General features: G+C 34.6%; 27 protein-coding genes and 1 tRNA gene. 13 read left to right on the top strand and 15 right to left on the bottom strand.

Translation table 11 applies throughout. From position 1 onward, the window contains the following. Positions 1 to 3: 3 nt before the first annotated feature. The 6 genes from OPU68_RS03450 to OPU68_RS03425 all read right to left on the bottom strand — a co-directional run bounded on the left by OPU68_RS03450 (position 4) and on the right by OPU68_RS03425 (position 8104). Positions 4 to 1029 carry a virulence RhuM family protein gene (locus OPU68_RS03450; protein WP_115619351.1) on the bottom strand — a complete coding sequence of 342 codons (1026 nt, stop codon included), beginning with the start codon at positions 1027 to 1029 and terminating at the stop codon, positions 4 to 6. Further along, positions 1026 to 3686 (bottom strand): hypothetical protein, encoded by a 2661-nt coding sequence (locus OPU68_RS03445; protein WP_490464036.1) that lies wholly within the window; start codon positions 3684 to 3686, stop codon positions 1026 to 1028. Before OPU68_RS03445 ends, OPU68_RS03450 begins: the two co-directional genes overlap by 4 nt. Further along, positions 3686 to 4465, bottom strand: coding sequence for a hypothetical protein (locus OPU68_RS03440; RefSeq protein ID WP_115619353.1), 780 nt, complete (start codon positions 4463 to 4465; stop codon positions 3686 to 3688). The genes OPU68_RS03445 and OPU68_RS03440 overlap by 1 nt, the downstream gene beginning before the upstream one ends. 1 nt (position 4466) lies before the next feature. Then, complete coding sequence (locus tag OPU68_RS03435) at positions 4467 to 7175, bottom strand: class I SAM-dependent DNA methyltransferase (protein WP_490464037.1); 2709 nt, start codon at positions 7173 to 7175, stop codon at positions 4467 to 4469. After that, on the bottom strand, positions 7175 to 7381 hold the full coding sequence (locus OPU68_RS03430; RefSeq protein ID WP_115619354.1) for a helix-turn-helix domain-containing protein: 207 nt from the start codon (positions 7379 to 7381) through the stop codon (positions 7175 to 7177). Before OPU68_RS03430 ends, OPU68_RS03435 begins: the two co-directional genes overlap by 1 nt. A gap of 315 nt (positions 7382 to 7696) precedes the next feature. Then, entirely contained in the window at positions 7697 to 8104 is a 408-nt protein-coding gene (locus OPU68_RS03425; RefSeq protein WP_115619355.1) for a helix-turn-helix domain-containing protein, read from the bottom strand. A gap of 179 nt (positions 8105 to 8283) precedes the next feature. On the opposite strand from OPU68_RS03425, the gene OPU68_RS03420 reads away from it, so the two are divergent. From OPU68_RS03420 to OPU68_RS03400, 5 genes are all read left to right on the top strand, one after another. Further along, the gene (locus OPU68_RS03420) at positions 8284 to 8835 is read left to right on the top strand and encodes a hypothetical protein (protein ID WP_115619356.1); all 552 of its coding nucleotides are present in this window, start codon (positions 8284 to 8286) and stop codon (positions 8833 to 8835) included. Continuing rightward, on the top strand, positions 8822 to 9355 hold the full coding sequence (locus OPU68_RS03415; protein WP_115619357.1) for a hypothetical protein: 534 nt from the start codon (positions 8822 to 8824) through the stop codon (positions 9353 to 9355). Before OPU68_RS03420 ends, OPU68_RS03415 begins: the two co-directional genes overlap by 14 nt. Positions 9356 to 9442: 87 nt before the next feature. Beyond that, complete coding sequence (locus OPU68_RS03410; protein ID WP_115619358.1) at positions 9443 to 10087, top strand: hypothetical protein; 645 nt, start codon at positions 9443 to 9445, stop codon at positions 10085 to 10087. 1 nt (position 10088) lies between these two features. Continuing rightward, positions 10089 to 11720 carry a hypothetical protein gene (locus OPU68_RS03405; RefSeq protein WP_115619359.1) on the top strand — a complete coding sequence of 544 codons (1632 nt, stop codon included), beginning with the start codon at positions 10089 to 10091 and terminating at the stop codon, positions 11718 to 11720. Continuing rightward, positions 11704 to 11943, top strand: a complete 240-nt coding sequence (locus OPU68_RS03400) for a hypothetical protein (protein WP_063970162.1) — start codon at positions 11704 to 11706, stop codon at positions 11941 to 11943. Before OPU68_RS03405 ends, OPU68_RS03400 begins: the two co-directional genes overlap by 17 nt. A gap of 105 nt (positions 11944 to 12048) precedes the next feature. Here OPU68_RS03400 and OPU68_RS03395 read toward each other — a convergent pair. Together OPU68_RS03395 and crcB are read right to left on the bottom strand one after the other, a co-directional pair. Further along, positions 12049 to 12133 (bottom strand) — tRNA-Ser (locus OPU68_RS03395). A 111-nt stretch (positions 12134 to 12244) separates the two neighbouring features. Then, the gene (gene crcB / locus OPU68_RS03390; RefSeq protein WP_498472605.1) at positions 12245 to 12610 is read right to left on the bottom strand and encodes a fluoride efflux transporter CrcB; all 366 of its coding nucleotides are present in this window, start codon (positions 12608 to 12610) and stop codon (positions 12245 to 12247) included. A 105-nt stretch (positions 12611 to 12715) separates the two neighbouring features. On the opposite strand from crcB, the gene OPU68_RS03385 reads away from it, so the two are divergent. The 5 genes from OPU68_RS03385 (at position 12716) to OPU68_RS03365 (ending at position 17115) form a co-directional block, all read left to right on the top strand. Next, positions 12716 to 13420: a response regulator transcription factor gene (locus tag OPU68_RS03385; protein ID WP_498472603.1), complete on the top strand. Its 705-nt coding sequence runs from the start codon at positions 12716 to 12718 to the stop codon at positions 13418 to 13420. Positions 13421 to 13423: 3 nt separating this feature from the next. After that, complete coding sequence (locus OPU68_RS03380) at positions 13424 to 14824, top strand: HAMP domain-containing sensor histidine kinase (RefSeq protein ID WP_498472602.1); 1401 nt, start codon at positions 13424 to 13426, stop codon at positions 14822 to 14824. A 102-nt stretch (positions 14825 to 14926) separates the two neighbouring features. After that, entirely contained in the window at positions 14927 to 15472 is a 546-nt protein-coding gene (locus tag OPU68_RS03375) for a hypothetical protein (RefSeq protein ID WP_498472601.1), read from the top strand. Between the two features lie 240 nt (positions 15473 to 15712). Next, the gene (locus tag OPU68_RS03370) at positions 15713 to 16204 is read left to right on the top strand and encodes a hypothetical protein (RefSeq protein ID WP_498472599.1); all 492 of its coding nucleotides are present in this window, start codon (positions 15713 to 15715) and stop codon (positions 16202 to 16204) included. A gap of 62 nt (positions 16205 to 16266) precedes the next feature. Then, entirely contained in the window at positions 16267 to 17115 is an 849-nt protein-coding gene (locus OPU68_RS03365; RefSeq protein ID WP_498472598.1) for a YoaK family protein, read from the top strand. Between the two features lie 106 nt (positions 17116 to 17221). On the opposite strand, the gene trxB is transcribed toward OPU68_RS03365, so the two are convergent. Together trxB and holA are read right to left on the bottom strand one after the other, a co-directional pair. Next, positions 17222 to 18190 carry a thioredoxin-disulfide reductase gene (gene trxB / locus OPU68_RS03360; RefSeq protein ID WP_498472597.1) on the bottom strand — a complete coding sequence of 323 codons (969 nt, stop codon included), beginning with the start codon at positions 18188 to 18190 and terminating at the stop codon, positions 17222 to 17224. 177 nt (positions 18191 to 18367) lie between these two features. Beyond that, positions 18368 to 19405, bottom strand: a complete 1038-nt coding sequence (holA, locus tag OPU68_RS03355) for a DNA polymerase III subunit delta (protein ID WP_498472595.1) — start codon at positions 19403 to 19405, stop codon at positions 18368 to 18370. Positions 19406 to 19413: 8 nt separating this feature from the next. On the opposite strand from holA, the gene OPU68_RS03350 reads away from it, so the two are divergent. Beyond that, entirely contained in the window at positions 19414 to 19848 is a 435-nt protein-coding gene (locus OPU68_RS03350; protein WP_498472594.1) for a type I restriction enzyme HsdR N-terminal domain-containing protein, read from the top strand. A 233-nt stretch (positions 19849 to 20081) separates the two neighbouring features. On the opposite strand, the gene OPU68_RS03345 is transcribed toward OPU68_RS03350, so the two are convergent. From OPU68_RS03345 to OPU68_RS03325, 5 genes are all read right to left on the bottom strand, one after another. Continuing rightward, on the bottom strand, positions 20082 to 21089 hold the full coding sequence (locus OPU68_RS03345; RefSeq protein WP_498472592.1) for a VWA domain-containing protein: 1008 nt from the start codon (positions 21087 to 21089) through the stop codon (positions 20082 to 20084). A gap of 4 nt (positions 21090 to 21093) precedes the next feature. Beyond that, the gene (locus OPU68_RS03340; RefSeq protein ID WP_498472805.1) at positions 21094 to 22023 is read right to left on the bottom strand and encodes a vWA domain-containing protein; all 930 of its coding nucleotides are present in this window, start codon (positions 22021 to 22023) and stop codon (positions 21094 to 21096) included. 110 nt (positions 22024 to 22133) lie between these two features. Continuing rightward, positions 22134 to 23066, bottom strand: a complete 933-nt coding sequence (locus tag OPU68_RS03335) for a BatD family protein (RefSeq protein ID WP_498472804.1) — start codon at positions 23064 to 23066, stop codon at positions 22134 to 22136. A gap of 59 nt (positions 23067 to 23125) precedes the next feature. Next, the gene (locus OPU68_RS03330; RefSeq protein ID WP_498472590.1) at positions 23126 to 23986 is read right to left on the bottom strand and encodes a DUF58 domain-containing protein; all 861 of its coding nucleotides are present in this window, start codon (positions 23984 to 23986) and stop codon (positions 23126 to 23128) included. 188 nt (positions 23987 to 24174) lie between these two features. Beyond that, a complete protein-coding gene (locus OPU68_RS03325) occupies positions 24175 to 25179 on the bottom strand; it encodes an AAA family ATPase (protein ID WP_498472588.1) in 1005 nt (334 codons plus the stop codon). A 221-nt stretch (positions 25180 to 25400) separates the two neighbouring features. Here OPU68_RS03325 and OPU68_RS03320 point away from each other — a divergent pair, with 221 nt between their 5' ends. Together OPU68_RS03320 and OPU68_RS03315 are read left to right on the top strand one after the other, a co-directional pair. After that, positions 25401 to 25877, top strand: a complete 477-nt coding sequence (locus OPU68_RS03320; protein ID WP_498472586.1) for a DinB family protein — start codon at positions 25401 to 25403, stop codon at positions 25875 to 25877. Positions 25878 to 25923: 46 nt separating this feature from the next. Continuing rightward, positions 25924 to 26358 carry a hypothetical protein gene (locus tag OPU68_RS03315; protein WP_498472584.1) on the top strand — a complete coding sequence of 145 codons (435 nt, stop codon included), beginning with the start codon at positions 25924 to 25926 and terminating at the stop codon, positions 26356 to 26358. The last annotated feature ends 163 nt before the right edge of the window (positions 26359 to 26521 follow it).

Below are 26521 nucleotides of genomic sequence, written 5' to 3'. Positions count from 1 at the left end.
TGGCTATTTCTTTTTCTTGTCTATTAATTTTTTCATCTCCTTATCAAAATCGGAAACATAATTTTGGTCTTGAATCACACGGAATTTATCATACTCACTTTCGGCTTTTAGCTTTGCTTCCAACATTGATATTTTGCCATTGTCTTTTAAAATAGGATAATCTGCCAATTCCAAAAATTGAACTAAAAAGCTATCCCAATCCTTCATATTCATTACCCGCCTGTTTCTTGCTCGGTTTTCTGCTAAGTCTAAATAAGATGTGACTATCCTTTCTAAAGCTTTTAAATGTTTTGCATTCAAATAGTTTTTGGCAATAGTTACATCACTTTTTAAAATCTTTCCATCAGGGGCTTGTTTCCAAGTTTTTAAACCCATATAAATTTTGGTAGCATCCGCTTCTGTATAAATAATCTCGGCAGCCGTTTTCCCTGTTATTGCCCAATGTAGTTTATTTTGAACCGAAGCAAAAAAGTGTTGGGTAATTTCCGATTTGTTGTCATAGTCAGCAGAAAGAGCGTAGATGTCTGTAATTTTTTGATATAAACGTCTCTCACTTAATCGAATCTCACGGATTCGCTCCAACATTTCTTCAAAATAATCTTCTCCAAAATGTTTGATTTGTTTCAATCGCTCATCATCCATAGCAAAACCTTTGATGATGTATTCGTGCAAAATTTCAGTTGCCCATTTTCTAAATTCAATGGCTCTTTGGGAATTTACCCTGTAGCCAACCGCTGTTATGGCTCTTAAATTATAGTATTTGGTTTGATAGGTTTTGCCGTCTTCGGCAGTGTGTCGGAAATCCCGACATACTGAAGCTTCATCCAATTCGGCATCTTCAAATATTTTTTTAAGGTGTTCGGTTATGGTTGAACGTCCTTTTTCAAAGAGTTCAGCTATTGTTTTTTGAGTTAACCAAAGCGTTTTGTCTTGATAAAAAACGTCTATATTTACTTTGCCACTTTCGGTTTTGAAAATAACAAAGTTGTTTATAGGCTGTAAATCGTTATTTTGATTTTCCTTGCTCATTTTCCTTTCTTTTGATGTAATTCGGCTTCTAACTGAATTAAACTTTCTAAAACTTCTTCCACAATTTTTGAATCAAAATCATCACGGTCAGGTTCTTCGTGTGTACCTTTATTCAAATAATTCCATATTTGATTATTTGTAGTTTCAAGACCTGCTAGCCAAGTAAGAATTTTTAAACTATTCTCAAAGTCTGTAACCTTAAGTGCAGTCAGTTCTTTTTTAAGAGAATTAACAATTCCCATCAAGTCTGGCGGTGCGTTTGGAGTTCTAACTTTATAACTTATTTGAAAATTATACTTTTTACTTGCTTTATTCCATAGGGCATTACTTAAATTTTCAAGAGCTCTTCGGCACTCCATTAAGCAGTCTCGATACGAATTTTCTTCAATGTGTGCCGAAGCTTTGTTTATATAATGTTTTGTTGTCTCTTTTTTGCGAACAGTTTTTGATGTTGGTTTTAAGAACGCATACAATATTCTTTCACTTTCAAAACCATTTTTTGTAAAATGTTTATTCTCAATATCCTTAATGTATTCTTCCGAATGAGAAGTAATAATTATTTGCTTTTCATTAATAATTGGATTATCAAACATCAATTCCCTTATATTTCCACGGTGGTCGTGGTCAATAGCATTTACTATATCATCAAAAATTATAAATGGAAGTCTGTCTTGAACAACTTTTGCAAGTAAAATGGATAAACCTAAGCACCTTGTGTGACCTTCACTTAAAATATGCATTGCATCCAATTCAATTTCAGGGTTATCCTGAAAAAAAACTTTTATTCTGTCTCCTGCGTTGGAAGGCAATACAATATTTTCAATTAACTCAAATTTACTATCGCCTTGATTTATGAAGTTATAAAAGGCTTTTGTTAAATCATTAAGATTTGAAACAAGTGATAAAGGCAATTCTCTTTTATATTTATTGAGTTTTTGCAACAATGCGGAGTATGCTTCTACAAACTTTTTATTATCATCTATTAAAATCTTTTCTTTTTGAACTTCTTCAATGAGTGTTTTATTTATTGCATCAAATTCCTTTATCCCCTTTTCTGCCGAACTTACTATATCTTTATGAGATTTGGTATTGGCTTTTAACTGGTCTATCTGCCCTTTGATTGCTAATAAGTTCTTTCTTTCTGCCTGTAGCTGATTTTGGGTTTCTATATGTTTATTTGAAACAGCATTTGTGTCTGTAATCTTTTGTTCTAATGCAAGTAAACTGGTTTTATGTAATTTGATGTTTTTAAAAAACACTTTTAAATCTTTCACATAGCTTTCTTGTTCCGATTTTTCCTTCTGAAAGTTTTTGAGTTGTTCTGGAATGTTTACAGCTATCTCAACTTTTAATTCATCAGCACTTTTTTTTCTTCCCTCAAAGTCAATAGTGAAATTATAAACTTCCGAAACTAGATTACTCCAAGCGTTGTCTCTATCTTGTTGGATTTTGGCAATACCTTCAAGCTCATTTAGTTTGGTTTTAGCATTTTCATATGGATTAACTTTTGCTTGTTCTACTGGTGTTTCACAAACAGGGCATTTGTCGGAAAGAGTTTCCTCAAAATTCTCAACTAATCTAAATAACTCAACAAAGTCTACTTTCTCTTTTTCTTCTTCAAACTTTGTATTATTTACTTCAAAAGTTGAAAGATTTTTTTCAATGTTGGAAATAGATTCAAATAGTTCATTAACTGATGAATGAGTGAACAACTGGCCTTTAGGCTTCTGTAACTCCTCATCGACAAGAGCTATTCTGCCTTTTATTTCTTGATTTCCATTGATAAATAAATCCAATTTATCAAATGCCTTGTTTAATCTGCAATTTTCAGAAATAGTCTGTTTTTGCTTTTCAAGCTCAACGAGTTTTTCATTAGAAGTTTTAATACTTTGTTTGTATCCTTCTATTTCAAGTGTTTTTTTATTGAGTTCGTTTTGTTTTTGAGATTCAACGGGTATTCTACCAGTGATATTATCAGTAAATCCGTTTATGAAAGAATAAAACTCATCTAAACCAAAAAGCGTAGCCAATAAATTCTCTTGTTGTCCTTGCGTTTTTGATGAATAACGAGCAAAGTCAATAATTCTATTTTTCTCTATCAAGCAAAAATAATAGCTGTCAGGATTGGCATTGATTTCAATAATTTCTCCTTCTGAGTTTATCCCTTTAATAATTGGTTTTGAGGATTTACCAGTATGAAGATTTGTTATGTAGTGTTTTACATCAATTCTTTTTGCATCTGCTTCGCTTAAATATCCGAGTAACGAGTATTCTAATGCTTCACAAAAACTTGTTTTACCACTTCCGTTTGGCCCATAAACTAAAATTTTTGGTTTATCAAGGTCAAAAGATTCCTTAGAAGCAAAACCTCTGAAATTCTCAATTTCAATACTATTTATTCGTGAAATATCGTTGACGTTTTCGCTTTTATTGTCTTCTATTTGAGGTAAGCTCGTACTAATCTTATCTCTATTTTGATTAATCAAATCATTTAATAATAAAGCTCTTTTTCCTGCCGCTGTTCCGACACTTGCAATGGAATCAAAATTTTCAGTTATCAAATTGACTAATTTAATTTCATAAGATGTTAATTCATCAACTTTTAAAGTCTTGATGAATTGATTGAATTGGGATTTTATTTTAGTATGCTTTGACATTAATTGCTTGATTTATGATTGTTTTTCAAGTTAAAATCATCCCATTTTGGCAATTCTTTAAGTTCTCCTTTTATGCCGAAAGCTGCTTTAATGTTTTCATTAGAATTGAAAAATTCTTCATAAATATTTGTTCTTGATTCGCTATTAAGTTTTTGGACAGATTCCTCTAATATTTTTAGAATATACTCTCCTAAAATTGCAACCTTTGGATTTTCCAATTCAGCATTTTCAGTTGCTATTGATACCTTATTTAAAAGTTCTTGAATAAAATCTATGTAGTATATTATTTGTTCATTTTGAACTTGGAATAATTTATTTTTGTTCTCTATAGATTTTATATTTTCACTATTTTTTTTCTTAATTGTGTCAATGTTTTTTTGAAATAAACTGTAACAAGCCTTTTTACAGGCTTCTTCATCAGAAATTGATTGTCCTTCCTCAAGAAATTTTTTAAATCGATTTTGAAGACCATTATCCTTAATCTTTTCGTTAAATAGTATATTGAAAGAGTTGCATTCTAAATCGTGTAAAAACTTATTCCTTATATTCATCAAAAGTTCGAACTCTGAATTTTCTTCTTTCGATAAAACTTCAATGTCAAATAATAAATCGATTTTGTTTTGGAAGGTTAATTTCCCTTTATTGCTAAATAGCCTTGTCTTTTCTTTTTCATTATAGATTCCAAGATTTAATAGGAGTAAATCATTAATTGACCCCTCAATGAATAAAGAGTATTCGAGGATTCGGCTCCTTACTTCAATATTTAGTTGTGCTTCCATACTATTTCACTGTCGTTTTTCTCGTTTTCTTTTGCTTCGCAAAAAGTGTGTCTTTCTGCAACATTTCTTCATACTGTTTAAACAAGTATTCCAAACGCTCGGTATCGTTTTTAAAAGGTTGCAAACGGTAACATTGCTCTATAGCAGTATCGAGTTCTTGATGTGCTTGTAGCAAACCTTTGGGCATTGTAGTTGGATTATACAATTGTGCCATTGTTTTGCTTGGGTGTTTGGCTCGTTCATCTAAAATGGCAAAAACATAGAGGTTTAAGTTTTCCTTTTGTTTGTTTGTGATATCTGGAAATGGAAAAGTGTTGTAGCAAAGAAAAATAGAGTATCGATAATCTGTTCTCATTTTTCCTGCAGTAAATTTGACCCATACATTGTGCATTTTGGATGTCAGAATTCCAAAAATCAAGCTATTGGCATCATAAATAACTTGTGCTGAATTTGGAATGATAGTATCCCTATCTACAAATCCTATTGGTATATATTCTCTATTTACTGACGAAACTATAGGTATCAATAATGAATTGTCATTACATTCAAAAAACTCTCTGAATTGATGAGCTCTTAAAGCTTGAGAGTGCAATGTTTTGTCCTTACTGGTAATTCTATAATTGTAGCAATTATCTATGGCTAATTTAACCTCTGGAATTGTCAAAGCATAAGAAAGATTTTCATCACTAATCCAATAACAATATCTTTCTATATTGTTTATGAATTCATCTGAACCAACTTGCTTTTTAATTATTTTATCAATTTCAGTGTATTTATTTATCAATTGGTCTTTTTCTTCCTTTGATATTCTTAAAAACTGTTGGTCGTTGGGCATATTTCCTCTTCTCATTTCAGGGAATTTACTCAACGGTTTAGTTTGTTTTTGAATATTTTTTGTTGTACCGTTTTCCAAATTGGGCGAAATATTCTGAGTTGTTGTAATTATTCCATCTGTAATTAAGTATTTTGGGATTTTACTTATATTTCTTAATCCGATAATCACGACCGTAACACCTGCTTTTCCTTTAGCATTATTAGTCCAATTGAAATCCGTGTACGCAAAGTCAAACTCAATTCCTATTTCAAAAATGGGCTTCCATAAAATTCCAACCTGCTCACCTTGACAAATCGAATTAGTTGAAACAAAAGCTGATTTAGCATTATAACCTTTTATATAATTAGCACTTTTATAAAACCAAACAGAGATATAGTCAAGTTTTCTATATGATTTAATCATATTGATTGATGCATCAAGGTCTTTTTTCTGTTCTTCATTTTGATTTCTGCTTCCCAAATATGGTGGATTCCCAATCACATACACTTCGTCTGCTGAAGAAATTGGGCATACGATATTCCAATCTACTCTTGTCGCATTTCCTTGTTTTATTTGTCCTGCTTCTTTTAATGGTAATATAGGCTTCGATTTTCCGTAATCAAGCAATCGTTCTTCAAACACTTTGTTCATTTGGTGTTCTGCCAACCAAAGTGAAAGTATTGCCATTTCGTGGGCAAAATCATCTATTTCAATACCATAAAATTGCGAAAGCTGTATTGCAGTCCATTTTATAGTGGGACTTTGTCCTTCTAAATCCGTAATTTTTTCTAAAATGAGTATTTCCAGTAATCGTATTTCTTTGTAGGTAATAATCAAGAAATTTCCACTACCACAAGCTGGGTCAAAGAATTTGATTTTGGAGATTCTTTTGATAAGTGCTCTTAAATGGTTTACTGTTGTTGCATTTTCATAAACTTCATAGAGTTCATCAAGAAAGAGAGGTTTTATCAGTTTTTTGATATTTTCTACAGAGGTGTAGTGCATTCCTAAATCGCTTCGGTATTCAGGAATTACCACCGCCTGTATCATTGACCCAAAAATATCTGGGTTAATATCTTTCCAATTTAGTTCGCCGAGTTCAATTAATGTCTTTCTCGCTTTGAAATTAAATAGTGGTGCATTTATTTTTTGACCAAATAAACCACCGTTTACATATTCAAACTTTCTAAGGTATTCTGGAAGATGTTCTACATTTTCGGTATTTAAACGGTCAAACAAATCATCTAAAAATAAATTTGTGTCTAAGCCATCTTGAGTAGTGTGTTGAACAAGTGTATTTGTAAAAATGCTTTCATCTTTAAAAATCTCTGTGTCTTCTGCAAAAAAACAAAATAATAAACGAGATAAGAAAATATTAAGGCTGTGTATGCTTTCTTTTGAGTTGTAAATAGTTGGGTTTTCATCAATCAACAAATCATACAAAGAAGCCATTTTATAGGAAGCATTTCTATCGGCTTCATTGTTGTTGCCAGAATTGTAAACTTCGCTGCCAGCAAGGGGCAAAAAGAAATCGTGATAATTGGGTAACTCTTTTAGTTTAATATCTAAGTTCTTACCTAATTTCAGGTCTTTGGCAACTATTTGTTTATTGTCGGTAAGAATTGCAAATCGTGGCTGTTGTTTTAAAATCCGCTCTTCTTTTGTAATGGATTCAATACTGCTTAACAATTTGTCAGTGGCTTCAACTTTAAAGAATATTTTCTTTTTGTATAATATTTCTCCATCAACTTTGGATAGATTGTAATCTCCTTTTTTTAGTCGGGTTACAGACGTTTTAGAGATGCCGTATGCAATCAATAAATCAAAGACAAATTCATCTTTTGAGAAGTTGTCAATCAGGTTCTGAACGTTATGCTTTATTTCGGTTGATTTCATTAGTTATTTTGTTCAGGTTTGTTGGAAACTAGCAATTCTTTCACGTCTATGTCCAAAATATCCGCTATTTCCATTAAAGTTTCCAATCGTGGTTGTTGTCTGTTTTGAGCATAAGCGTTTACCATATTGTAGCTTTTTCCAAGTTTTTTAGCCAACCAAGTTTGCTTAATTCCTTTTTGTTCCAACACTTCCTTAATTCTGTTCATAGTCAAACGTTAATTTGTCTGGTGCTAAATTAGTGAGTTTATTTAATAACATCTCAAAAAACGGTGTATAAAATGTGGTTTTTTTGTTTATGCACAAAGAGATTTGTCCATACCTTATCTGTAGGTGAAGCAAGGACAGGACAGATCAATTAGCGTATATATGAAGAATGTTTTCTATCGTGACATATCCATAGCGTTAAAAATAATTAAATAGTGAAAATAATAAAAAGAGTATTTCAAAATCAACAATAAAAAGACTCAACCTTAGTTGAGCCTTTCCTATGAAAAAGTGATTATCCCGAATTACTTATATTTTTATCTATTAATGAGCTTTTCAAGTCTTTCCATCATTTCATCTTTTTCCTTCAACATACGCTCGTATAATGCAATCTTGTCTTCGTGTAATTGAACCATCTTTTCAATTGGATTAACATTAAATGTAGAAGTATGCCCTGTATTTAAGAAAGCTCCATTATCAAATGTATTTGAAATAATGTTAATTGCCTGTTCTTCATCAAAATTTCGGAAAGCTTCAACAGGAATTTTCAGTGCTTGAGATATTGCTTTCAGCAAATTTTCATCTATCACATCTTTTTGTTCAAGCAAAGAAATCTTCTTTTGATTCCATTCCTCGCCCAAGTCAAGAGCTAATGCTTCCTGCTTAATGCCGAGCATCTCCCTAAAGCGTTTTACATTTCTTCCCTGATGTATTTTCTGTTCCATAGCGGTTATCAAATTTTAAAGGCTCAAAGATAAAACCATTTCTGTTAAATCGTCTGAATTGTAAAGTTAAAAAAATATCCTGTAAAATATCCTTTTTTGAGGATGTAATACCCGCTTTTAGTATTGATTATCCATTTTTAAGATTTGAAATTCGCTTCTAATCATTTAATCTAATTATTATGAAAAAGAAGAAAATAGATTTTGAGTCTGAATTTTGGGATGGTGACACAAAGCATTCTTGTTTAACACTCATAGATGCCTTTTACAGAATGGATGATTTAGTCGCTGTAAAAGAAAGACTATGTGATGTAATCAACTATTCAACACAGCCCAAGGTCTTGATGAAGGATGACCCTTCACTGATCTTTCATTTTCATCTATGCATTCGATCGTTTATTAGGGCTAGCTACCTCATACAATTCAAAAGTGAAAAATGGAAACTAAATGATCCTCCGGAATATAAATCCCTATTGTTACAAGGTTTCCTTTCAGATGCAGAATATCGAAATCCTTTCCTTGTCTTTCAAAAAGCTTTCAAAGAATTTAGTTTGAAAGAGTTTGAATATTTTATTACAGAAATTGTCTATTTCTCATTAGCCAATTCTTATGATAAACCAGCGGATAGCAATGCAGCGCATTTCATCCATTTGATTAAAATACTTGATGCCGCACAAATAATCCGTGAAAGAGGTGTCAAAAAAATAAAAACAGGTAATAATGAAAAAGAGTAAAATATCTTTGGAAACTTCCTTTTGGGCAGGTCAGGAAGTCGAAAACCCTTTTGAATTTTTAGAGGTCTTTTTTGAATATGCCAATTTAGATTATTATAAAGAAACACTGAATCATTTTCTACTTCACACCAACAAGCTGGAAGCTTATGAGGCAGGCACTCCGGGACAAACATTTATTATATATACTGCTTTTCGCTCTTTTTTGAAAGCGTGTTTTAGCTTAAAAACTAAAGATAAAAAATTGAAAGTGAGAAAAGCTCCGGAAAAGTGGTCAATTCTTGGGCAGGCTTCACTTACTAGCGAGGAATATCAAAATCCATTTTTAGTATTTCAAAAAGCATTTGACGAGAAAACACCCGATGAATTTGATTTCTTTCTTTGTGAAATAACACATCTGTCCTTGTCGCCCTTTGCAGAAGAGTTTGAGTATGATTTCATTACGCCATTCATTCATTTGACTAAAATGCTGGATGCTGCAAAAATCATAAGTGAAAGAGGCATCAAAAAAAACAAAGAATAAGAAATCCGCCTAGTAGAATATTAAACCTTGCTAAAGCATTGAATACCTGACGGCAGCTTACCACCTTTATTTCTCTAAAATTTTAATATGAGAAATAAAAAAACAAGGAACGAAAGAATCATCAACTCAATAGAGATGGTGGAAACGAGCTTTAAATTACTGTCGGACAAAAGGCAGATAGATGAACTGAATAAAGGAATCTATCTGCTATTAGGTAAATTAGGAAATTCGGAAGTCACTGAACTGTTTGACCGCTATCCCAGACTGATACAAAAGTACAGGATCAAAGAACTGTTTTCGGGAAATATGAAGATTCCGGACATTGATTCAGCCAATCTGAAAATTGCTGGGTTACTGACGTACCTACAATTTCTGATTTCAAGCATTCCCGAGTTTATAGACCAATCGGGGCGGATTATTCCTGCGGATGAAATTAAAAATGATAAATCCTATCAAGCTGAAAATTATATCATTGCTTCAATCCCTTTGGATGATTATTTAAATGAACTTTTTCTGAGTGTCCTTTCTGTTACTGGCGAAGAATACTACCAAAAATTCCTTGAGAAGATTGGCAATCCAGATTTTACTATCGATGATATTCTGAAACTTGAGAAAGATAAAGATTTGCAGGTGCATATTGATTTAATGATATGGTTCTCCTTAATGCGTGTGATTCTTGAGGCTATTTACTTCTACTTTAATATCGAAAATCACAATCCAAAATCTTACTAATATGAAAACTTCAGAACAATTTTCATTCTTAAAACTCGAAAACGAAGTTTTGGAAAGTGCAATCAAACAGGTTAACCAAGATTACAATGTCATTCAGATCTTTTATAACAAAAGTGTACATTCTCAGGATTCTCATCTAATTATTAATTTGGAACACCAAAAGGATATTGATAAGTTAAAACAAAAACACTGGATAAAAAAAGCCTACTATGAGCATAAAGTGCATATCCATCTATTTTACAATACTCAACTCCATCATAAGTTTGACTCAGGACATCCCTATGTTGAATATTACTGCAAACCATCTGCTTTGATCTATCAAAATGAGCATTATGGAAATCACCTTTTGATTGATAGAAATTGGAAAAAGTTCAACAAAAAGTTTGAAAATTACAAGGAAATATTTTACCACGATCACAATTTATTATTGTCTCAAACACGTGAATTCATTAAGGACAAATCGTTTGTAAGTGTTTTCCTCAGCTATGAAAAGGTGATTAGGTATGACTTGGAATATCTTGAAAACCTATATACAGGATCTTCCTCTGATACAAAAAACCTGCACCAGCGCATTTATAATTTAGTACCCTATACTCCTGAGATTCAAAAATATTTTGTAAAACAAAATGGAAAGAAATATTATCTGATCAGTTTATTTGACAAAGCAAGAAGATCAGCTCGTGAGGATGAACTTATGTATGAAAACGAATTCTTTGAAGCAATTGGTATTGCAGAAGAAAGTCTTTTCAGTATGATAGAAATACGCTTAGACCAATTGAAAAAACAGATCAAAAAATCACCTCGTCACATTGTGACACCTTTTGAAATACCCGATGTTTTGGCGGATAACAATGATAAAATTGTCGATAAAGCAGTCAAAATCATTATAAAGTTGGAAAATACAGAAGAGATCTATCTGTTTCATAAAGCCACCTATGGAAACAATATTACCTATTATCTGCTTATAATTGCTCATAATGTTAGTAATGAAAAATTGAAAGAGACCCAATATTATCTTAAAAGTAAAGCTGGCAAACAATATGATTTTGTGCTTATCAGCCACGACCGCAATTGGATTCAGCAACACCTATTCAAGTATCAAAATTTCTTTGCCAAGATTATACAGGGTAAAAACAGGATTTACGCTTCAAGTCCATATCATCCCGAGCCACATTGGGAATCTCCCCATCATCTGCACCAAGACTTGGATTCATATTACAAATCAGCAAAAGGCAATGGCTTGCAGTTTTTGAGTATGGTTGGGAATGAAAATGACAACCATCAGGGAATACCATTTCTTTTCGCTTTATTCTTCCTTTCGTTTTGCAGAACCTACATTTTTGTGAAGCTCTGCTATATGCCCAACTATTTGTCCTTTCAATCATTATGGCAACTATGCTTATACGCCAATCCGGATATGATACGCTATCAACATTTATATGATGGATTCCTGCTTAAACTTATTCCCACTTTGGAATACCATAAATTTCTGCGCCATAAGTTTACTTGTCTTGACAAGGAAGTAATAGACCATATGAAAGTCATCGTGGAAAAGCTGATGAATGACCTTGATGAATTGGTCAAAGAAGAAGGATTAATTGATAAAACAGAAAAGGATGGAACAATTGAATGAAAATCTAAGCAAAGCTATTATTCGGTTTATAGAAGACCACCCTCCAAAAACTATAAAAAGAAATCTTTTTTCATTATTTGTAGACTATACTTATACTTTAAAGGGAGGAACTCCAAATGATCTGGATAACATTCTGTTTGATTTTAAAGAACTCTTTATCTTTCTTGATAAAATAGAGGATGAAATGGAAAACATCAAGGATGGTAAAAATATAAATTTGTAGTGTGATTTGCTAAACAATATATAATTACATATAAAAATATTTAGCACCTATATTAGCACCCGAAAATTAAAAACCCTATAAACATTACGTTTATAGGGTTTTCTGCGGAGAGAGAGGGATTCGAACCCCCGGACCTGTTACAGTCAATAGTTTTCAAGACTATCGCAATCGACCACTCTGCCATCTCTCCTTACTTGCTACGATTTCTCGTTTTCAGTGGTGCAAATATAAAAAGCTTTTGCTTTACGACCAAATTAATTTTGAGAAAAAGTTTTAAATCTTTCGTAATCAAAGGGAAAAATTAATTCCTGATCATCTGAAACCCTAAAAAAACCATTAATAACCCTACAATGAGACTTGATAAAGCATATAAAATTAAAATATAATAGCTCCCATTTTGCCAGAGTAAATAGTTTTCTGCGGAAAAAGTAGAAAAAGTGGTATAGCCACCACAAACGCCAGTGATCAAAAGATATTTAAGAGAACTATCGACTTTCAGAAAATATGCGGACAAAATCCCGATTAGAAAACAGCCGGAAACATTCACAACAAAAGTTCCCAGTGGAAAGGCATTGATATTCCATAGCTTCTGTGTATAATTTGAGATCAGAAAACGCACTACGCTTCCAAAACCACCACCCAGGAAAATGTAAACTAAATTTCTCATTAGGCTAATTTATGAAAAATCGACTTTAGATTTAAAGGTTAGTTATCTGAGTTAAATTTTAAATCGTTATTTTTGAAAATCAACACCCATTTGATTTTAATTTCTATGAAAAAAATTGTTCTGATCGAAGATGAATCCAGCGTTGTTTCCTTTATCAAAAAAGGCCTTCAGGAATTGGATTACGAAATTTCAGTTGCGCTGGACGGTTCTACAGGAATTAGAATGGTTGAGAATAATGAGTTCGATATGATCATTCTGGACATTATGCTGCCAGACATCAATGGTCTGGAAGTCTGCAAAGAAATCAGAAAAAAGAACAAAACAATTCCAATTTTGTTCCTTACAGCTTTGGATTCTTCCGAAAACATCGTTCTGGGACTGGAAAGTGGCGGTGATGATTATTTGGTAAAACCATTCAAATTTATCGAACTTGTGGCGAGGATAAAATCATTACTCAGAAGAAGCGGACACAGCAACGGAACAGACTCCAATGAAGTTGAAAATGATGAAAACACTTACCAATTCGAAGATCTTACCGTAAACGATTATACCAAAAAGGTAACGCGGAGCGGAACAGAAATTTCGCTTACATCCACAGAATATAAGCTCCTACTCTATTTCCTCAATAATCCGGAAAAAGTAATTTCCAGAGCCGAAATCCTGGATGCTGTTTGGGGCGTGAATTATGAATTGGGAACCAATGTGGTAGATGTTTATGTGAATTACCTCAGAAAAAAACTGGATAGCCAGGATGAGAACAAAATCATTCATACCGTAATAGGAATGGGATACGTCCTGAAAAAACCTTAAAATATGATGAAAATAATCTCTACCAATCAAACTAAAACAATGCTTCTTCTGATGCTTGTTTTTACAGTGGTCATTATGCTTTTCAGCGGATTGGTTTATTTTTCGATCGTTAATTTTTCGCATCAGAGGTTTTATGAATTGCTGAAAATCCGTGCAACTACGATTGTTCAGATCGAGAAAAGCAGACCTCATATTGATACAACCACCAATCAGATCATTACAAATCTGACCCGCGAAGAGGAATTACCAATGGAAAAAGATTATGTGTTTGAAATCCCAAAAGATTCCAATTACAACAGGATTTCCCATCAGATTCACATTCCTGATACCTTCTTTAAAAACATTGTGAAAAAAGGAGTAGCCAATTATAATGACAAAGAGCTTTATTACATTGGTCAAAGTTTCCGCTCTCACAACAAAGACTATATAGCAATTGCATCTGCAAAGAACCATTATGTGGTTTATTATCTGGGGTATCTCAAAAGAACGCTGATTACGTGTATGATTCTGGCACTTTTCTTTTCAATGATATTTTCTTTCTATTTGTCTAAGACTTTGTTCAAACCGATATTAAAAATCACCAATAAAGTAAAAGAAATAAGTACAGAAAACCTGCATTTGCGTTTGGAACCTCAGCCCGGAAACAAAGAATTGAATGAATTGGTAGACACCTTCAACGATATGCTGAACAGAGTGGAAACATCCTTCGAAACCCAAAACCACCTGATTGGAAATGTGTCACACGAACTAAGAACTCCCCTTACATCCATAATGGGAGAAGCGGATGTAGCGCTTTCTATGAAGAGATCCGAGGAACATTATCAGGAAACACTTCAGATTATTTTGGATGAAGCAGAAAAGCTGGACAAAAAAATCAAAGCGTTACTGATGATTGCCCAGACCGGTTTTGACGGCAAAATACAGAAGATGGATAAATTACGTATGGATCAGCTTCTTTGGGATGTTATAGAAACTGCTACGAGAATCAATTCCAAGAACAATGTTTTTATGGACATCAGTATGTTGCCGGATAATCCTAAGAAACTAAAAGTCCAGGGAAATGAGCAGCTCCTTCATCTTGCAATGGCAAATATCATTAATAACGCTTGCAAATATTCTAATTTTCAGCAAGTTAAAGTTTCTTTAGGAGCAACAGATACGCACGTTTACATCATTGTAAAAGATAATGGAATTGGTATTCCGGATTCTGAATTTAATAAAATCTATGATCCGTTTTTCCGCGCTTCCAACACGAAGAATTATGAAGGTTACGGGATCGGATTACCCTTAGCACGGAATATCATCAGGATTCACAACGGAGAATTGATCATTAATTCTAAGGAAAATGTGGGAACTACGGTGCAGATCAGCTTTCCGATTTTCGTTCCGGTAGAAAATGTCTAGAACTTTTAGTTATTAAGATTTTAAATTAATACATCAAAGTATTTTTTTAGATTACCCAAATAAGTACTTTATATGTATTATATTCGTGTAAAATCTGATGTTATGAAAAAAATAATCCTTCCATTATTTGCCTTAGCTGTTCTGCAATCCTGCATCGTCTCTACGGCTGCAAAAGCTGTGAAAGGCGTTGCAAAAGTTGGATACAAAGCCGTGAAAGGTACTGTAAAAGGCGTGAGCTGGGCCGTAAGCAAGGCCAATGGAAAAATTGACAAAGACAGAATAGACGGTATCTGGAAAATTGTCGGAATTTATCACGGATCTTTTGCAGACTTCAGCGCGGATCAGAATCCGGAAAGTTCCTTTACCAGTGACTGCGCGGATGGTTTTGACCAGATTATCTTCAATTCCAAGAGGTCAAAATTCAAGCCGGTACACTGCAGTACCGAAAAAGAAAGCTGGCAGAAGTATGACTTCGATTTTGGTAAAAACCCTTTGACGAAAGAGAAGGAAAACTATATCGAAATCAATTCCAGCAATTATATTTCGGTCATCGATATCAGCAGTAAAACAATGATTCTTGAAGGCAGTCTGATGCCCACGCAAGCTTTCTCTGGCGGAAAACTTTATCTTTTGGAAAAAGTAAAATAAATCAAAAAAGCAATCTTTTCAGATTGCTTTTTCTGTACACTAATAAATATTTTTTTGTTTTAATTCAAATCCTTCAGCAACTGCAGGATGACAAGTTTAGATTCATTTAGTATCCAAAAATGAAATTCTAATCTCATTTTAATCTCTCTCATTACATTTTAATTTGGTTCCAAAGACTTTCTAATTTGGCGGATATAGTTTTGTAGTATCAAAAAACAACAACTCACAAATATTAAAGTTATGACCAAAACCATTTTAATTGCAACCGACTTTTCGCTTGAATCTTTGGACATCTTGAAAAAAGTTTTGAAAAAGAAATATAATCAAAATGATGAGAATAAATACAACATTCTTTTCGTTTCCGGTTATGATATGGGAGATTCTATCAGAGATCTTTTGTTTTCTACCAAGAGTTCTATCTTCAACAAAATAAGACCAAAAGAATTCTGCGATGCGTACAGCATTATCAGTAACAAATATCCGAATCTGATCAACAAGGTAACTTGTGATATTTTCACCGGAAGTTTCCAAAGAACTTTCAACAATTATCTGGAAGCTGCAAATGTAGACGAGGCTTATTACGCATCTGCCAAAAGTAAAAACCTGAGCAAAAATCAATTCGATATTTCTAATTACCTCAAGAAAAACAAAATATTAGAGGCTCAGGAAGTTGTAACAAAAACTCAGGAATACGTTCCGGAAAAAGGAAGATTGGCAGAAATCTTTTTATAGAGAAAATCTGAATGATGAAGTTGAAATGATGAGTTTAAAATTAATGAATAAAAGTAAATATCATGTTAAGAAATTATAGTAACAGCAGGACATTAGGAGACAATATAAGACTGGGGACGCTGACTGCTTTTACGGCAGGAACTATAAATATTGCATCTCTGTTAATATTTCTTTCCTTCACCTCCAACGTAACAGGGCATTATGCCATTTTTGCGGCAGAAATCAGCCAGGGAAACTGGTCTCAGGTTGCAGTTGTGGGTGGATGGATTTTCTTATTCTTCTTCGGAGGATTTGTAGCAAATATGAGCGTTATCAATCTTAACAAAAAGAGTAAATATTTCGCACACTCATTGCCGATTTTTCTTGAAATCCTATGTCTTTTGGCAGTCGGAATCTACGGTCAGTTCTTTTATGAGAAAACCCTTCAGGAGACAGAAGTTTTGGTGGCATTGATGTTATTCGCAACAGGTCTTCAAAATGGTTTGACGGCAAGTATCTCCAACTTCTCTGTGAAAACAACTCACCTTACAGGAACTACTACGGATTTGGGAATTTTGGCTTCGATGTTTACTCAGAAAAAATTCAGGAAAAATCCGGAGCTCATTGCCAGAGCAAAGTTATTGATGAGCATTATGGCTGCTTATGTTCTGGGAGCTATCTTTTCAGGACTGACTTATTACAGTTTAGAATTCCGGGTATTTTATGTGATCAGCATATGTCTTTTGGTCGTGATCGGGTATGATTTTTACAAGATCAATCTGCGTCATTTCCATACAGAATACAGATATTACAAAATTTTCCAGAAGCCAACCTTGATTGCTTATTTGTACTATAAAATCCATAGCAAAGAAGAAGACAGAAGCAGAAATCAACCTGAAACAAGAAGAAATCTAGCTTTTAGCGATAAGTAATCAAAACAAACACAATCATATATATTAGTTTTAATAGTTCTTTTTTTTAAAAAATACACCGGGAATTTCCCGGTGTATTTTGATTTTATGATATTGTAATTAATGCTTATTGCTCTACCCAGGTATGGTTTTCGCCAGCTAATTCTCCAAGATATTTCTCTGCATCCATCGCGGCCATACATCCGCTTCCTGCAGCCGTAATAGCCTGTCTGTAATGGTGATCCTGCACATCGCCAGCTGCGAATACACCAGGGAGATTGGTTCTTGCAGATTTCCCTTCGGTGATGATGTACTCGTTTTCGTCAAGATCAATTTGTCCTTTGAACATGCCTGTATTTGGTTTGTGACCAATAGCGATGAAAATCCCGTGAACATCTATTGTAGAAACTTCGTCAGTCAAATTATTCACCACTTTTGCTCTTTCTACCAAAGCGTTTTCACCTTCTATACCGATAAGTTCGTGGTTGTATTTTACTTCAATATTAGATGTACTCATTACTCTGTCCACCATCACTTTTGATGCTCGGAAATGGTCTTTTCTTACCAACAAAGTTACCTTGTTGCAAATTTTAGAAAGATAAGTTGCTTCTTCTGCAGCTGTATCTCCGGCTCCTACAACTACAACATCTTTTCCTCTGTAGAAAAATCCATCGCAGGTTGCGCACGCAGAGACACCGCCACCGGAATATTTTTTTTCATCCGGCAATCCCAAATATTTTGCAGCAGCTCCTGTAGAAATAATTACACTTTTTGCAAGAATCTCGCGAGAACCTGTACTTAATTTGTGGATTCCGCCACGTTCTTTGGCAAACTCTACTTTTGTGATCATCTCGTAATGAACTTTGGTTTCAAAACGTTCTGCCTGCTTTTGCAGATGCAACATCATTTCCGGACCTGTAACGCCATCCGGATAACCTGGAAAATTCTCAACTTCCGTAGTCGTTGTGAGTTGTCCTCCTGGCTCCAATCCTGTAAATAATTCGGGTTTCAGACTTGCTCTGGCAGCGTAGATGGCCGCTGTAAAACCAGCAGGTCCGGAACCTACAATGACACAATCTAAAATATTGTTTTCCATTTTTAAAATTAAATTATTTTATTCTTTTAAGGCTAATTGATTAGCGATTTCCGTTCCAATTTATAAGTTTTCAAATATAAATCTTTATGCGAAAAAGCGAGTACAAATTTCGTGAATTAATTATTCAAAACCTATCTAAAGTATCAATGTGGCTGATGTGAATGGCAAATAATATTGCTAAACCTTAACCTTCAATTCGTCCACTTTTATGATTTTGTAAACCAATTCTTTATAAATCTCTTCATCCTCCATTTGTCTCACACCAAGACCTTTGGATTTGAGATCCATCTCACGAAGAATTGAAATGACGCGGGTAGCGTGCTTCAAAGGATAGAATCTTGCGGCTTCTGCGTAATTCTTAATAGCAAACGGCGCAACGCCCATCTGTGAAGCAATGGTTTGAGGCGATTGACCAGTGAGTGTATGATAAATGATAAGATCTGAGAAAAATTTGTACAGAAAACCAAAAGACATTACTACAGGATTTGCCTTTTTGTTTTTGCCCATATAATAAGCAATGCTGAAAGCTTTTGCCTGATCTTTTGTAGCCAGAGCATTCTGAAGTTCGAAGATGTTGAAATCTTTGCTGATCCCGATATGTTCCTCGATGATTTTTCCGTCCAGAATGGCGCCGTCTTTCAGAACGATTTTCAGTTTGTTGAGTTCATTGGCAATTCTGGAAAGGTCATTTCCCAAATATTCTGCCAGAAGATGGCTGATGTTGGGTGCAGATTTGATTCCCATCACGGTCATTTCGCCTTGTATCCAGGTTGGAAGCTGATAATCCTTCATCTTTTCGCTAGTGAAAAGCATTCCGAATTTGGCTAAAGTTTTCGTAACCTTTTTTCTTGCGTCCAATTTCTTCAACTTATGTGCAAAAACCAAAATTGTCGAAGGCACAGGATTTTCCAGATAAGTTTCCAACGCTTTGGATTCGTCATCATTGAGTTTCATATCCTGTGCTTCTTTCACAATGATCAGCTGCTTGTCGCCCATCATCGGATATTGTCTTGCTAATGAAAGAACTTCCGGATAATTGGTATCTCTACCGTAAACAACGGTTTGATTGAAAGCTTTCTCATCCTCTTCCAAAACGTCCTGCTCAAAATGCTTGACCGCCAGATCTATATAAAAGGACTCTTCGCCGTGAAAAAAATAAACCGGTAATAGTTCTTTATTTTTAATATTTTTGAGGATAATATCTATTTCTTTCATCTTATCGTATGCAGGTTCCGAAACTTAATTTTGAAAATGACTTTGATTTGCAAATCAAACAAGACAAAGATACATTTTTTATCTATGATCTGGTAAGGAAAATCTGGCTTGTACTGACGCCTGAAGAGTGGGTAAGACAGCACTGGCTGCATTATTACCGGTTTGTAAAAAAGAAGAATCTGTCATCTCTCATCCTAGAAAAGAAGCTTGAATTAAATGGAACAACTAAACGAATCGACCTTCTGATCACCGAAAAAACAAAGCCGAAAATCTTAATAGAATGCAAAGCGCCGAATATTGCTTTGAAGGAAATCCACTTTGAACAGATTGCAAGATACAACAGCTTAATTGGTGCGGAACAGATCATCATCAGCAATGGTCTTCATCATATTTTTGCCGATTATAAGGATGGAAAATACCATTTTTTGAATGTAAAAGTTTAAAATTTGAGATTGATATTTTCTTTCAAATTTTGCAGATTGATATTGATAGTTTTTTTGAAAAATTCAATGGAAGAGTAAACGTTGAAATAATGATAAAAACCTCAACTTTGCGAAGCTGCAGCCCGACCTGAGTGGAGCTCATTTTTTGTGGTTGCCTGACGTATCTATAAAAACCGAAATCCTCTGACAAAAAATAGCGGGAACGGAGGGCGGAAATGGCTGCCCAAATTAATCTATAAATTGAAATCTTTCTTCGGATTGAATAAATAAATCAGGAAAAAGAAAATTAAAGAAGCTGCCAGAAAGTATTGGTAGTAATGAACCGCCGACTGAGAGCTGATGGTTGTGGAACTGGAGCCTGTATTTTTCTGTAATTCGGTAGTGAGATGATTGATCGCCTCGTCTAGATTATTCCCATTGAAGTAACTTCCGCCTGTTGACGAAGCGATGTTATTAAGCGCTTTTGTCTGTAATTTGGAAACTACGGTTTCTCCGTACATATCGGATTTATAGCCCATTAATTGTCCATAATAATATTCCGGAATGGGCGCACCTTCTTCTGTTCCTACGCCAATTGTTGTGACTTTGATGCCTTGTTTTTTTGCCAGATCGATGGCTTCTTCCTCGTGGCCTTCATTGTCTTCGCCATCGCTTATTAAGACAACATTTTTGGAACCTTTGTTAATATTTTTGAATTTCTGAGAGGCCACTTCCATTGCTTTCAGAAAATCGGTTCCCTGGTTTTGTACAACGCTGGTTTCGATGCCGGAAAGATATGTTTCTGCCGCAGAATAATCGCTGGACAAAGGCATTACTGAATAAGCATCGCCCGCAAAAACAACGATTCCTACTCTATCATTGGTCATTTTCTGAAGCGAATTGATAATGATATTTTTAGCCTCATCCAATCGGCTTGGCTGGATATCCTGGGCATTCATCGAATTGGAAACGTCTAGAACAAAGATTGTACTGCTCACATTTTGAGTTACGCTGATCTCTTCTTTTCCTCCCAAAAGATCGATGATGGCAAAGATTAAAAACAAGAATCCAAAGAGATAAAGAACCGGAAAAATTTTTGTGAACCAGGATGTTTTCTCAAACAAAACCTCCTGAAATCTGTCTTCTGCAAAGATGTTCCTTCTCTTGCTTTTCCATCGGATATAATGGATAATGAAGTAACCAATGACAGGTAGCAGCAGCAGTAATAAAAGATACCAGTAATTTCCTAAAGACCAATTCATCAGCTTAATTCAAAATTTTAAAAATGACCCAACGAAACAATGCGTCCAACAGCAAAAGTCCTAAAGCAACCCAAAGGAATATCCTGAAATATTCTTCATAATTATACAATTTGGAAGTCTTTACATCCGACCTTTCCAATTGATTGATCTCATCATACACCGTCTGCAGACTGTAATTATCTGTTGCACGGAAGTATTTTCCCCCAGTAAGTTGTGAAATATCCATCAATGTATTTTCATCAATTTCTGTCTTTTGTTCCGTGAAAACAATGTCTCCAAAAATATTGGTTCCTGTTGGAAAAGCGGCAAATCCGTTGCTTCCAATCCCAACGGTGTAAACTTTGATACCGTTGTTTTTTGCCAATTCTGCAGCTATTTGTGGTGGCATGGCGTTGATGATGGTATTCACGCCATCTGTCATCAGAATGATAATCTTAGTTTTTGCTTTGCTGCTTTTCAAATGATTCACTGCTACGGACAATCCTTCGCCAATCGCCGTTCCGGGTTGTAATTCCAAAGGATTGAGTTGATTAAGTTCATCTACAACAACCTGATGATCCGTCGTCAACGGCACTTTTGTGTACGCTTCTCCGGAATATGCTACCAGACCAATTCTGTCATTTTCTCTTTTATTGACGAAATCTACGGCAATCTTTTTCAAAGCTTCCAGCCTGTCCGGATCCAGATCTTTTGCCAGCATACTGAGCGAAACATCCACAGAAAGCATTATGTCAATTCCTTTTGATTCGTCACGATCCTGAGAAACCGTGTAAGTTCTTGGTCTTGCCAAAGCGATAATCAGAGCCGTAAGAATAAAATACTTTGAAATTCTCAGAAAAGCCATTACCAGGGAAATATTTCCGCTTGGCCGCATATTCTGAACCGAAGGCACAGCAATTCCCCTACTCTTTTTTTTGCCCGCATCCAAGATCATTAATGGAATAAACAAAATAAAAAGCAATAAAAACCACGGACTGTAAAATTCGAAATTCACGGATTAATTATAATTGATAAATGATGGTTGATAAATGATTGAAGAAAAACTTATGGATTTTTGGTTCTGAAATTTTCTTTTTCGCCGTTATTCATGCTTCTCAGATTCTCTGCTTCCACATCTTTTGTTGAACGTTTAACAAATTCACGGATTTCCGCAAAATCTCTGGACATTATTTCCTGATTTGGAATTGTTTTCGCAAACTTTACAAGATCACCACGAAGAAAGATATCTTCCACAATTTTTTCGTTTTCCTGAGAAATGGCATTTGTCGATTTCATATAAGTGATGAGATCATCTGTCAGCAAAACATCTGCAGGAATCTGATATTGTTTAGTGATGAAAGCTCTGGAAATTTCAATCAATTCTACATAGAAAGCACGGAAATTCTCGTCTTCGATATAATTTTTCTTTCTCAGTTTCTCCAAATCTTTAAGAGTTTGATTTGTAGTAACTGCAGGACTGTCTTTACGCTTTCTTCCATACTTGATAATTCCGTAGATCAAAACAATGATTGCAATGATTAATAAAGCCAAAAGAACATAGAATTTGTACAATTCCCAATAATCCTTAACATCAAGCCGGACTTCCTTATTCTTCATAATGTCATTAATCTGATCGCCTTTTTTGGCTGTATTAATGACTTCAACTTCGTAAGGGATGGTTTTCAGAATTTTGTCGCCAACTTTAACTTCGATTTCCGGAATTGTGAATTTACCTTCCTGAAAGACAGCAAATTTCACAGATCTCAGATAAATATCTTTTTGAACTGCAATACTGTCATTTACCATTTCAAAATGAAAAGGAAGCAGTTCATTTCTGGCCGCAATCTGAACATCTTTCCCTTGAAGATCTGTGATTTGAATTTTAAAAAGCGCTACTTCACCCAATGCCAGAGTGGTCTTATCTAGATTTGACGATAAGGTTTGAGATAAATTTAATGTTGAAATTAAAATGAAAAACGAAAAAAATATTTTGAAAATTCTATAAGGCATTATTTTGCTGTCTTTAATCTTGACTCTTTACTCTTGTTTCTTGAAATTTATTTCTTAAAATATTGATACAGAAACTTACTGTAATCTTCGGAGGTTTTAATATCTAAAAAATGAGCGGACGAATTCTCAAATTCCTCTTTTGTCTGGCGCATTTTCCGCTTCTGCTGTTCCGCAAATTCATATCGCCATCTTGCGCTGGAAGTATTTGCCCAGACTTGCTGACCTGTTTCTGCATCTCGAAAAAGCGCATAACCGATGTCCGGAATCTCCATATCTTTTTCATCAAAAACACGAAGTCCTAAAACCTGATGTTTTCTTGCGGTCACATTCAGGATTTTTTGGTCAAATTCATCTTCGAAATCTGAAAACAAAAAGACCAGAGATTTTCTTTTGAAAACGCTCATCATATAATTGAAAGCCACATCCAGATTGGATTTTGAAGGAACGTAATCTGCCGACAAAATGTTACTGATGATGGACAAAACATGCTTTCGTCCTTTCTGTGGCGGAACCACGTTCAGAACTTTGTCCGCGTATAGAATCAATCCAACTTTGTCATTATTTCCCGCAGCAGAAAATCCTAGTGATGCGCAGATTTCGGCGACAAATTCTCTTTTCAACTGAGTTTTTGTTCCGTAATCCATTGAGGCAGATATGTCCACAACGAGCATCATTGTGAGTTCCCTTTCCTCTTCCATTACTTTGACGAATGGCTCGCGGAAACGTGCGGTTTTGTTCCAGTCCATTCTTCGGGTATCGTCGCCAAACTGATATTGGCGGACTTCGGAGAAGGTCATTCCCTGTCCTTTGAATGCACTGTGATATTGTCCCATAAGCGATGCTTCCGTCTTCTTGCGAGTGCGGATTTCTATCTGCTTTACTTTCTTGACAATGTCTTTTATTTGCACTTTACTTTCTTTATTTTTTGTCGGTCATCGGTTGATAGTTTTCAGACCTCTTAGTTTTTTCAAAAACAATAGGACGACTGACCACTATCAACAGATTAACCAATTTGTAAGTTCGACTCCTAGCGAGCCGTCTTAAATTTACTTTCTTCTTTCTACAAACATTTCGTTCCTACAGAACTCTCCCGTTCTTACGGCGCCTGTATCTTCGCCAGAATTTTATTCACAATATCATCCTGAGTCACTTCCTCGGCTTCAGCTTCGAAGCTTAATCCAATTCTGTGTCTCAAAACATCTTTTGCAATTTCTTTCACATCTTCCGGAATTACGAATGCTCTTCCTTTGATGAATGCAAAAGCTCTGGAAGCAATTGCCAGATTGATACTTGCTCTTGGCGAAGCACCAAAACTGATATAATTTTTGATTTCGGACAATCCATATTTTTCAGGATAACGGGTTGCAAACACCATATCAAGAATATATTTTTCTATCTTTTCGTCAAGGTAAATTTGATTGATGAGTTTCTTAGCTTCAATAATCTGATTCAAATCCACCACTTTTCTGATCAGAGGAATATCCTGCGTTGAAATCATTTTCATAATCTTTCGCTCATCCTCAAATTCCGGATAATCGATCTTGCACTTTAGCATAAAACGGTCGGTCTGCGCTTCCGGCAACAGATAAGTTCCTTCCTGATCAATCGGGTTTTGAGTTGCGAGAACAAGGAAAGGTTTTGGTAATGCCATTGTTTCGTCACCGATCGTCACTTGTTTTTCCTGCATCACTTCGAGAAGTGCAGACTGTACTTTTGCCGGCGCCCGGTTGATCTCATCTGCCAAAACAAAATTCGCGAAAACTGGTCCTTTTTTGATACTGAAATCGTTGTCTTTTACACTATAAATCATCGTTCCCACAACATCTGCAGGCAAAAGATCCGGTGTGAACTGTATTCTGGAAAATTGACCGTCGACCGCTTCGGCCAAAGTCTTAATTGCCAATGTTTTTGCCAATCCGGGAACACCTTCCAAAAGAACGTGTCCATTGCCAAGAAGTCCGATGAGCAAACGGTCTATCATATATTCCTGCCCAATGATGGCGCGGTTGATTTCCTGTTTTAGGATCGAGAAAAAGTAATTCTGCTCTTTTACTTTTTCGGTAAGTTGTCTGATATCTTCTGCTTGATTCAATTCTGACATATTAATTAATAAAAATAATTGGTAAATTTCACATAAAATCCAGCAATAGCAAACATAAGAATTGCCAATCTTGCGTTAAATATTTGTTAAAAGGTTTAAGGTTGGAAGTTAGAAGTCGAAAGTTATCTGCAAACTGTTTTTGTTTTTGCTAATAAATATGGATAATTTGTCGTTTATTTATAATTAATATAACTTTGAGCTAATTAAATTTCTCTTCGAAAATGAATTATCATTTTGCCAATCATAGACAGATCCGTAAAAACCTTTTAAATATTTTACAAACAACCTCGGAAAAAGATCTTCTGACAATACCAGACGGTTTTAATAATAACATCTATTGGAATATCGCGCATTGTATTGCACAACAACAATTGCTTTGCTATTATCTTAGCGGAAATCAGTTCCGGATCGACAAATACTGGGTAGAAACTTACAAAAAAGGGACATTTGCCAATGTGGATGTAAAGCAATCCGAAATGGAAGACCTGGCCTATCTTCTTATTGAAACTTCAAAAATCCTGATGAAGGATTATGACGGCGATTTTTTCCCGGATTACACACCTTATTCCACAAGTTTTGGAATCGATCTTAAGAATATTCAGGATGCAATTATTTTTAATAATATGCACGAAAGTATTCATTACGGCTACATTCTTGCGCAGAAAAGAGCGTTGATTGGAGAAGGACTCAGTTTATAGATGATGAGTTATAATTGATAAATGATTTATTCAAAATCAAAAATAAATGAATCTTAGATTTCTTTTTCCGACTTTGCTTTTAATGCTGTTATCATTTTCAAAATCTGAGAATGAGAGATTCAAGTATTACCAACCTATCAGCAAAACTCAGGAAATTGAAGTTATATACTTGACTTGGGATGATACAAATCTTCCCAATTTCGTAAAAGTTGCTGATTATAAAAAATACGTTGACAAAGCTGACTTAATTGCACATTGTTTCTACGTTGATTCCAAAGATCCGGAAAAGAGAAAATTCAAAATTCCAGTGACGACAGATAAACTCATCAAGAAAATTCCACTGAAAATAAAAGGAAAATTCTTCAAGACCAAACAATTCGACGACACTTTCCCCACACCACTTTTCGAAGATTACAGAAAAACCGGTGATCTGAAATTCAAAACTGAAAATGATGAGTTTTTGGTTTTTGTGCTTGATTAAAAAAACCACAAACATCACAAAATTTTATTCTCTAATCTGTTTTTCAAAAGTTAAAAAAGACTTTCTATAAGATTTTCTTTTTTCTCTTATTCTAAATTTCTTCAATAAATTATTTCCTTTTGAGACTTTTGTGGTTCAATACAGAACTTTACAATTTTGTTAA

The sequence above is a fragment of the Chryseobacterium sp. TB1-D10 genome, from assembly GCF_059803555.1.
This window is presented reverse-complemented; position numbering and strand designations above follow the sequence as displayed.

Coding starts and splice junctions, on each gene's coding strand:
- OPU68_RS03410 (WP_115619358.1), top strand. CDS start 9,443: ATGAGAAATAAAAAAACAAGGAACGAAAGAATCATCAACTCAATAGAG.
- OPU68_RS03400 (WP_063970162.1), top strand. CDS start 11,704: ATGGAACAATTGAATGAAAATCTAAGCAAAGCTATTATTCGGTTTATA.
- OPU68_RS03385 (WP_498472603.1), top strand. CDS start 12,716: ATGAAAAAAATTGTTCTGATCGAAGATGAATCCAGCGTTGTTTCCTTT.
- OPU68_RS03380 (WP_498472602.1), top strand. CDS start 13,424: ATGATGAAAATAATCTCTACCAATCAAACTAAAACAATGCTTCTTCTG.
- OPU68_RS03315 (WP_498472584.1), top strand. CDS start 25,924: ATGAATCTTAGATTTCTTTTTCCGACTTTGCTTTTAATGCTGTTATCA.
- OPU68_RS03445 (WP_490464036.1), bottom strand. CDS start 3,686: ATGTCAAAGCATACTAAAATAAAATCCCAATTCAATCAATTCATCAAG.
- holA (WP_498472595.1), bottom strand. CDS start 19,405: ATGAAAGAAATAGATATTATCCTCAAAAATATTAAAAATAAAGAACTA.
- OPU68_RS03435 (WP_490464037.1), bottom strand. CDS start 7,175: ATGAAATCAACCGAAATAAAGCATAACGTTCAGAACCTGATTGACAAC.
- OPU68_RS03340 (WP_498472805.1), bottom strand. CDS start 22,023: ATGATCTTGGATGCGGGCAAAAAAAAGAGTAGGGGAATTGCTGTGCCT.
- OPU68_RS03430 (WP_115619354.1), bottom strand. CDS start 7,381: ATGAACAGAATTAAGGAAGTGTTGGAACAAAAAGGAATTAAGCAAACT.
- OPU68_RS03450 (WP_115619351.1), bottom strand. CDS start 1,029: ATGAGCAAGGAAAATCAAAATAACGATTTACAGCCTATAAACAACTTT.
- OPU68_RS03375 (WP_498472601.1), top strand. CDS start 14,927: ATGAAAAAAATAATCCTTCCATTATTTGCCTTAGCTGTTCTGCAATCC.
- OPU68_RS03420 (WP_115619356.1), top strand. CDS start 8,284: ATGAAAAAGAAGAAAATAGATTTTGAGTCTGAATTTTGGGATGGTGAC.
- trxB (WP_498472597.1), bottom strand. CDS start 18,190: ATGGAAAACAATATTTTAGATTGTGTCATTGTAGGTTCCGGACCTGCT.
- OPU68_RS03370 (WP_498472599.1), top strand. CDS start 15,713: ATGACCAAAACCATTTTAATTGCAACCGACTTTTCGCTTGAATCTTTG.
- OPU68_RS03325 (WP_498472588.1), bottom strand. CDS start 25,179: ATGTCAGAATTGAATCAAGCAGAAGATATCAGACAACTTACCGAAAAA.
- OPU68_RS03440 (WP_115619353.1), bottom strand. CDS start 4,465: ATGGAAGCACAACTAAATATTGAAGTAAGGAGCCGAATCCTCGAATAC.
- crcB (WP_498472605.1), bottom strand. CDS start 12,610: ATGAGAAATTTAGTTTACATTTTCCTGGGTGGTGGTTTTGGAAGCGTA.
- OPU68_RS03350 (WP_498472594.1), top strand. CDS start 19,414: ATGCAGGTTCCGAAACTTAATTTTGAAAATGACTTTGATTTGCAAATC.
- OPU68_RS03405 (WP_115619359.1), top strand. CDS start 10,089: ATGAAAACTTCAGAACAATTTTCATTCTTAAAACTCGAAAACGAAGTT.
- OPU68_RS03365 (WP_498472598.1), top strand. CDS start 16,267: ATGTTAAGAAATTATAGTAACAGCAGGACATTAGGAGACAATATAAGA.
- OPU68_RS03320 (WP_498472586.1), top strand. CDS start 25,401: ATGAATTATCATTTTGCCAATCATAGACAGATCCGTAAAAACCTTTTA.
- OPU68_RS03415 (WP_115619357.1), top strand. CDS start 8,822: ATGAAAAAGAGTAAAATATCTTTGGAAACTTCCTTTTGGGCAGGTCAG.
- OPU68_RS03345 (WP_498472592.1), bottom strand. CDS start 21,089: ATGAATTGGTCTTTAGGAAATTACTGGTATCTTTTATTACTGCTGCTG.
- OPU68_RS03425 (WP_115619355.1), bottom strand. CDS start 8,104: ATGGAACAGAAAATACATCAGGGAAGAAATGTAAAACGCTTTAGGGAG.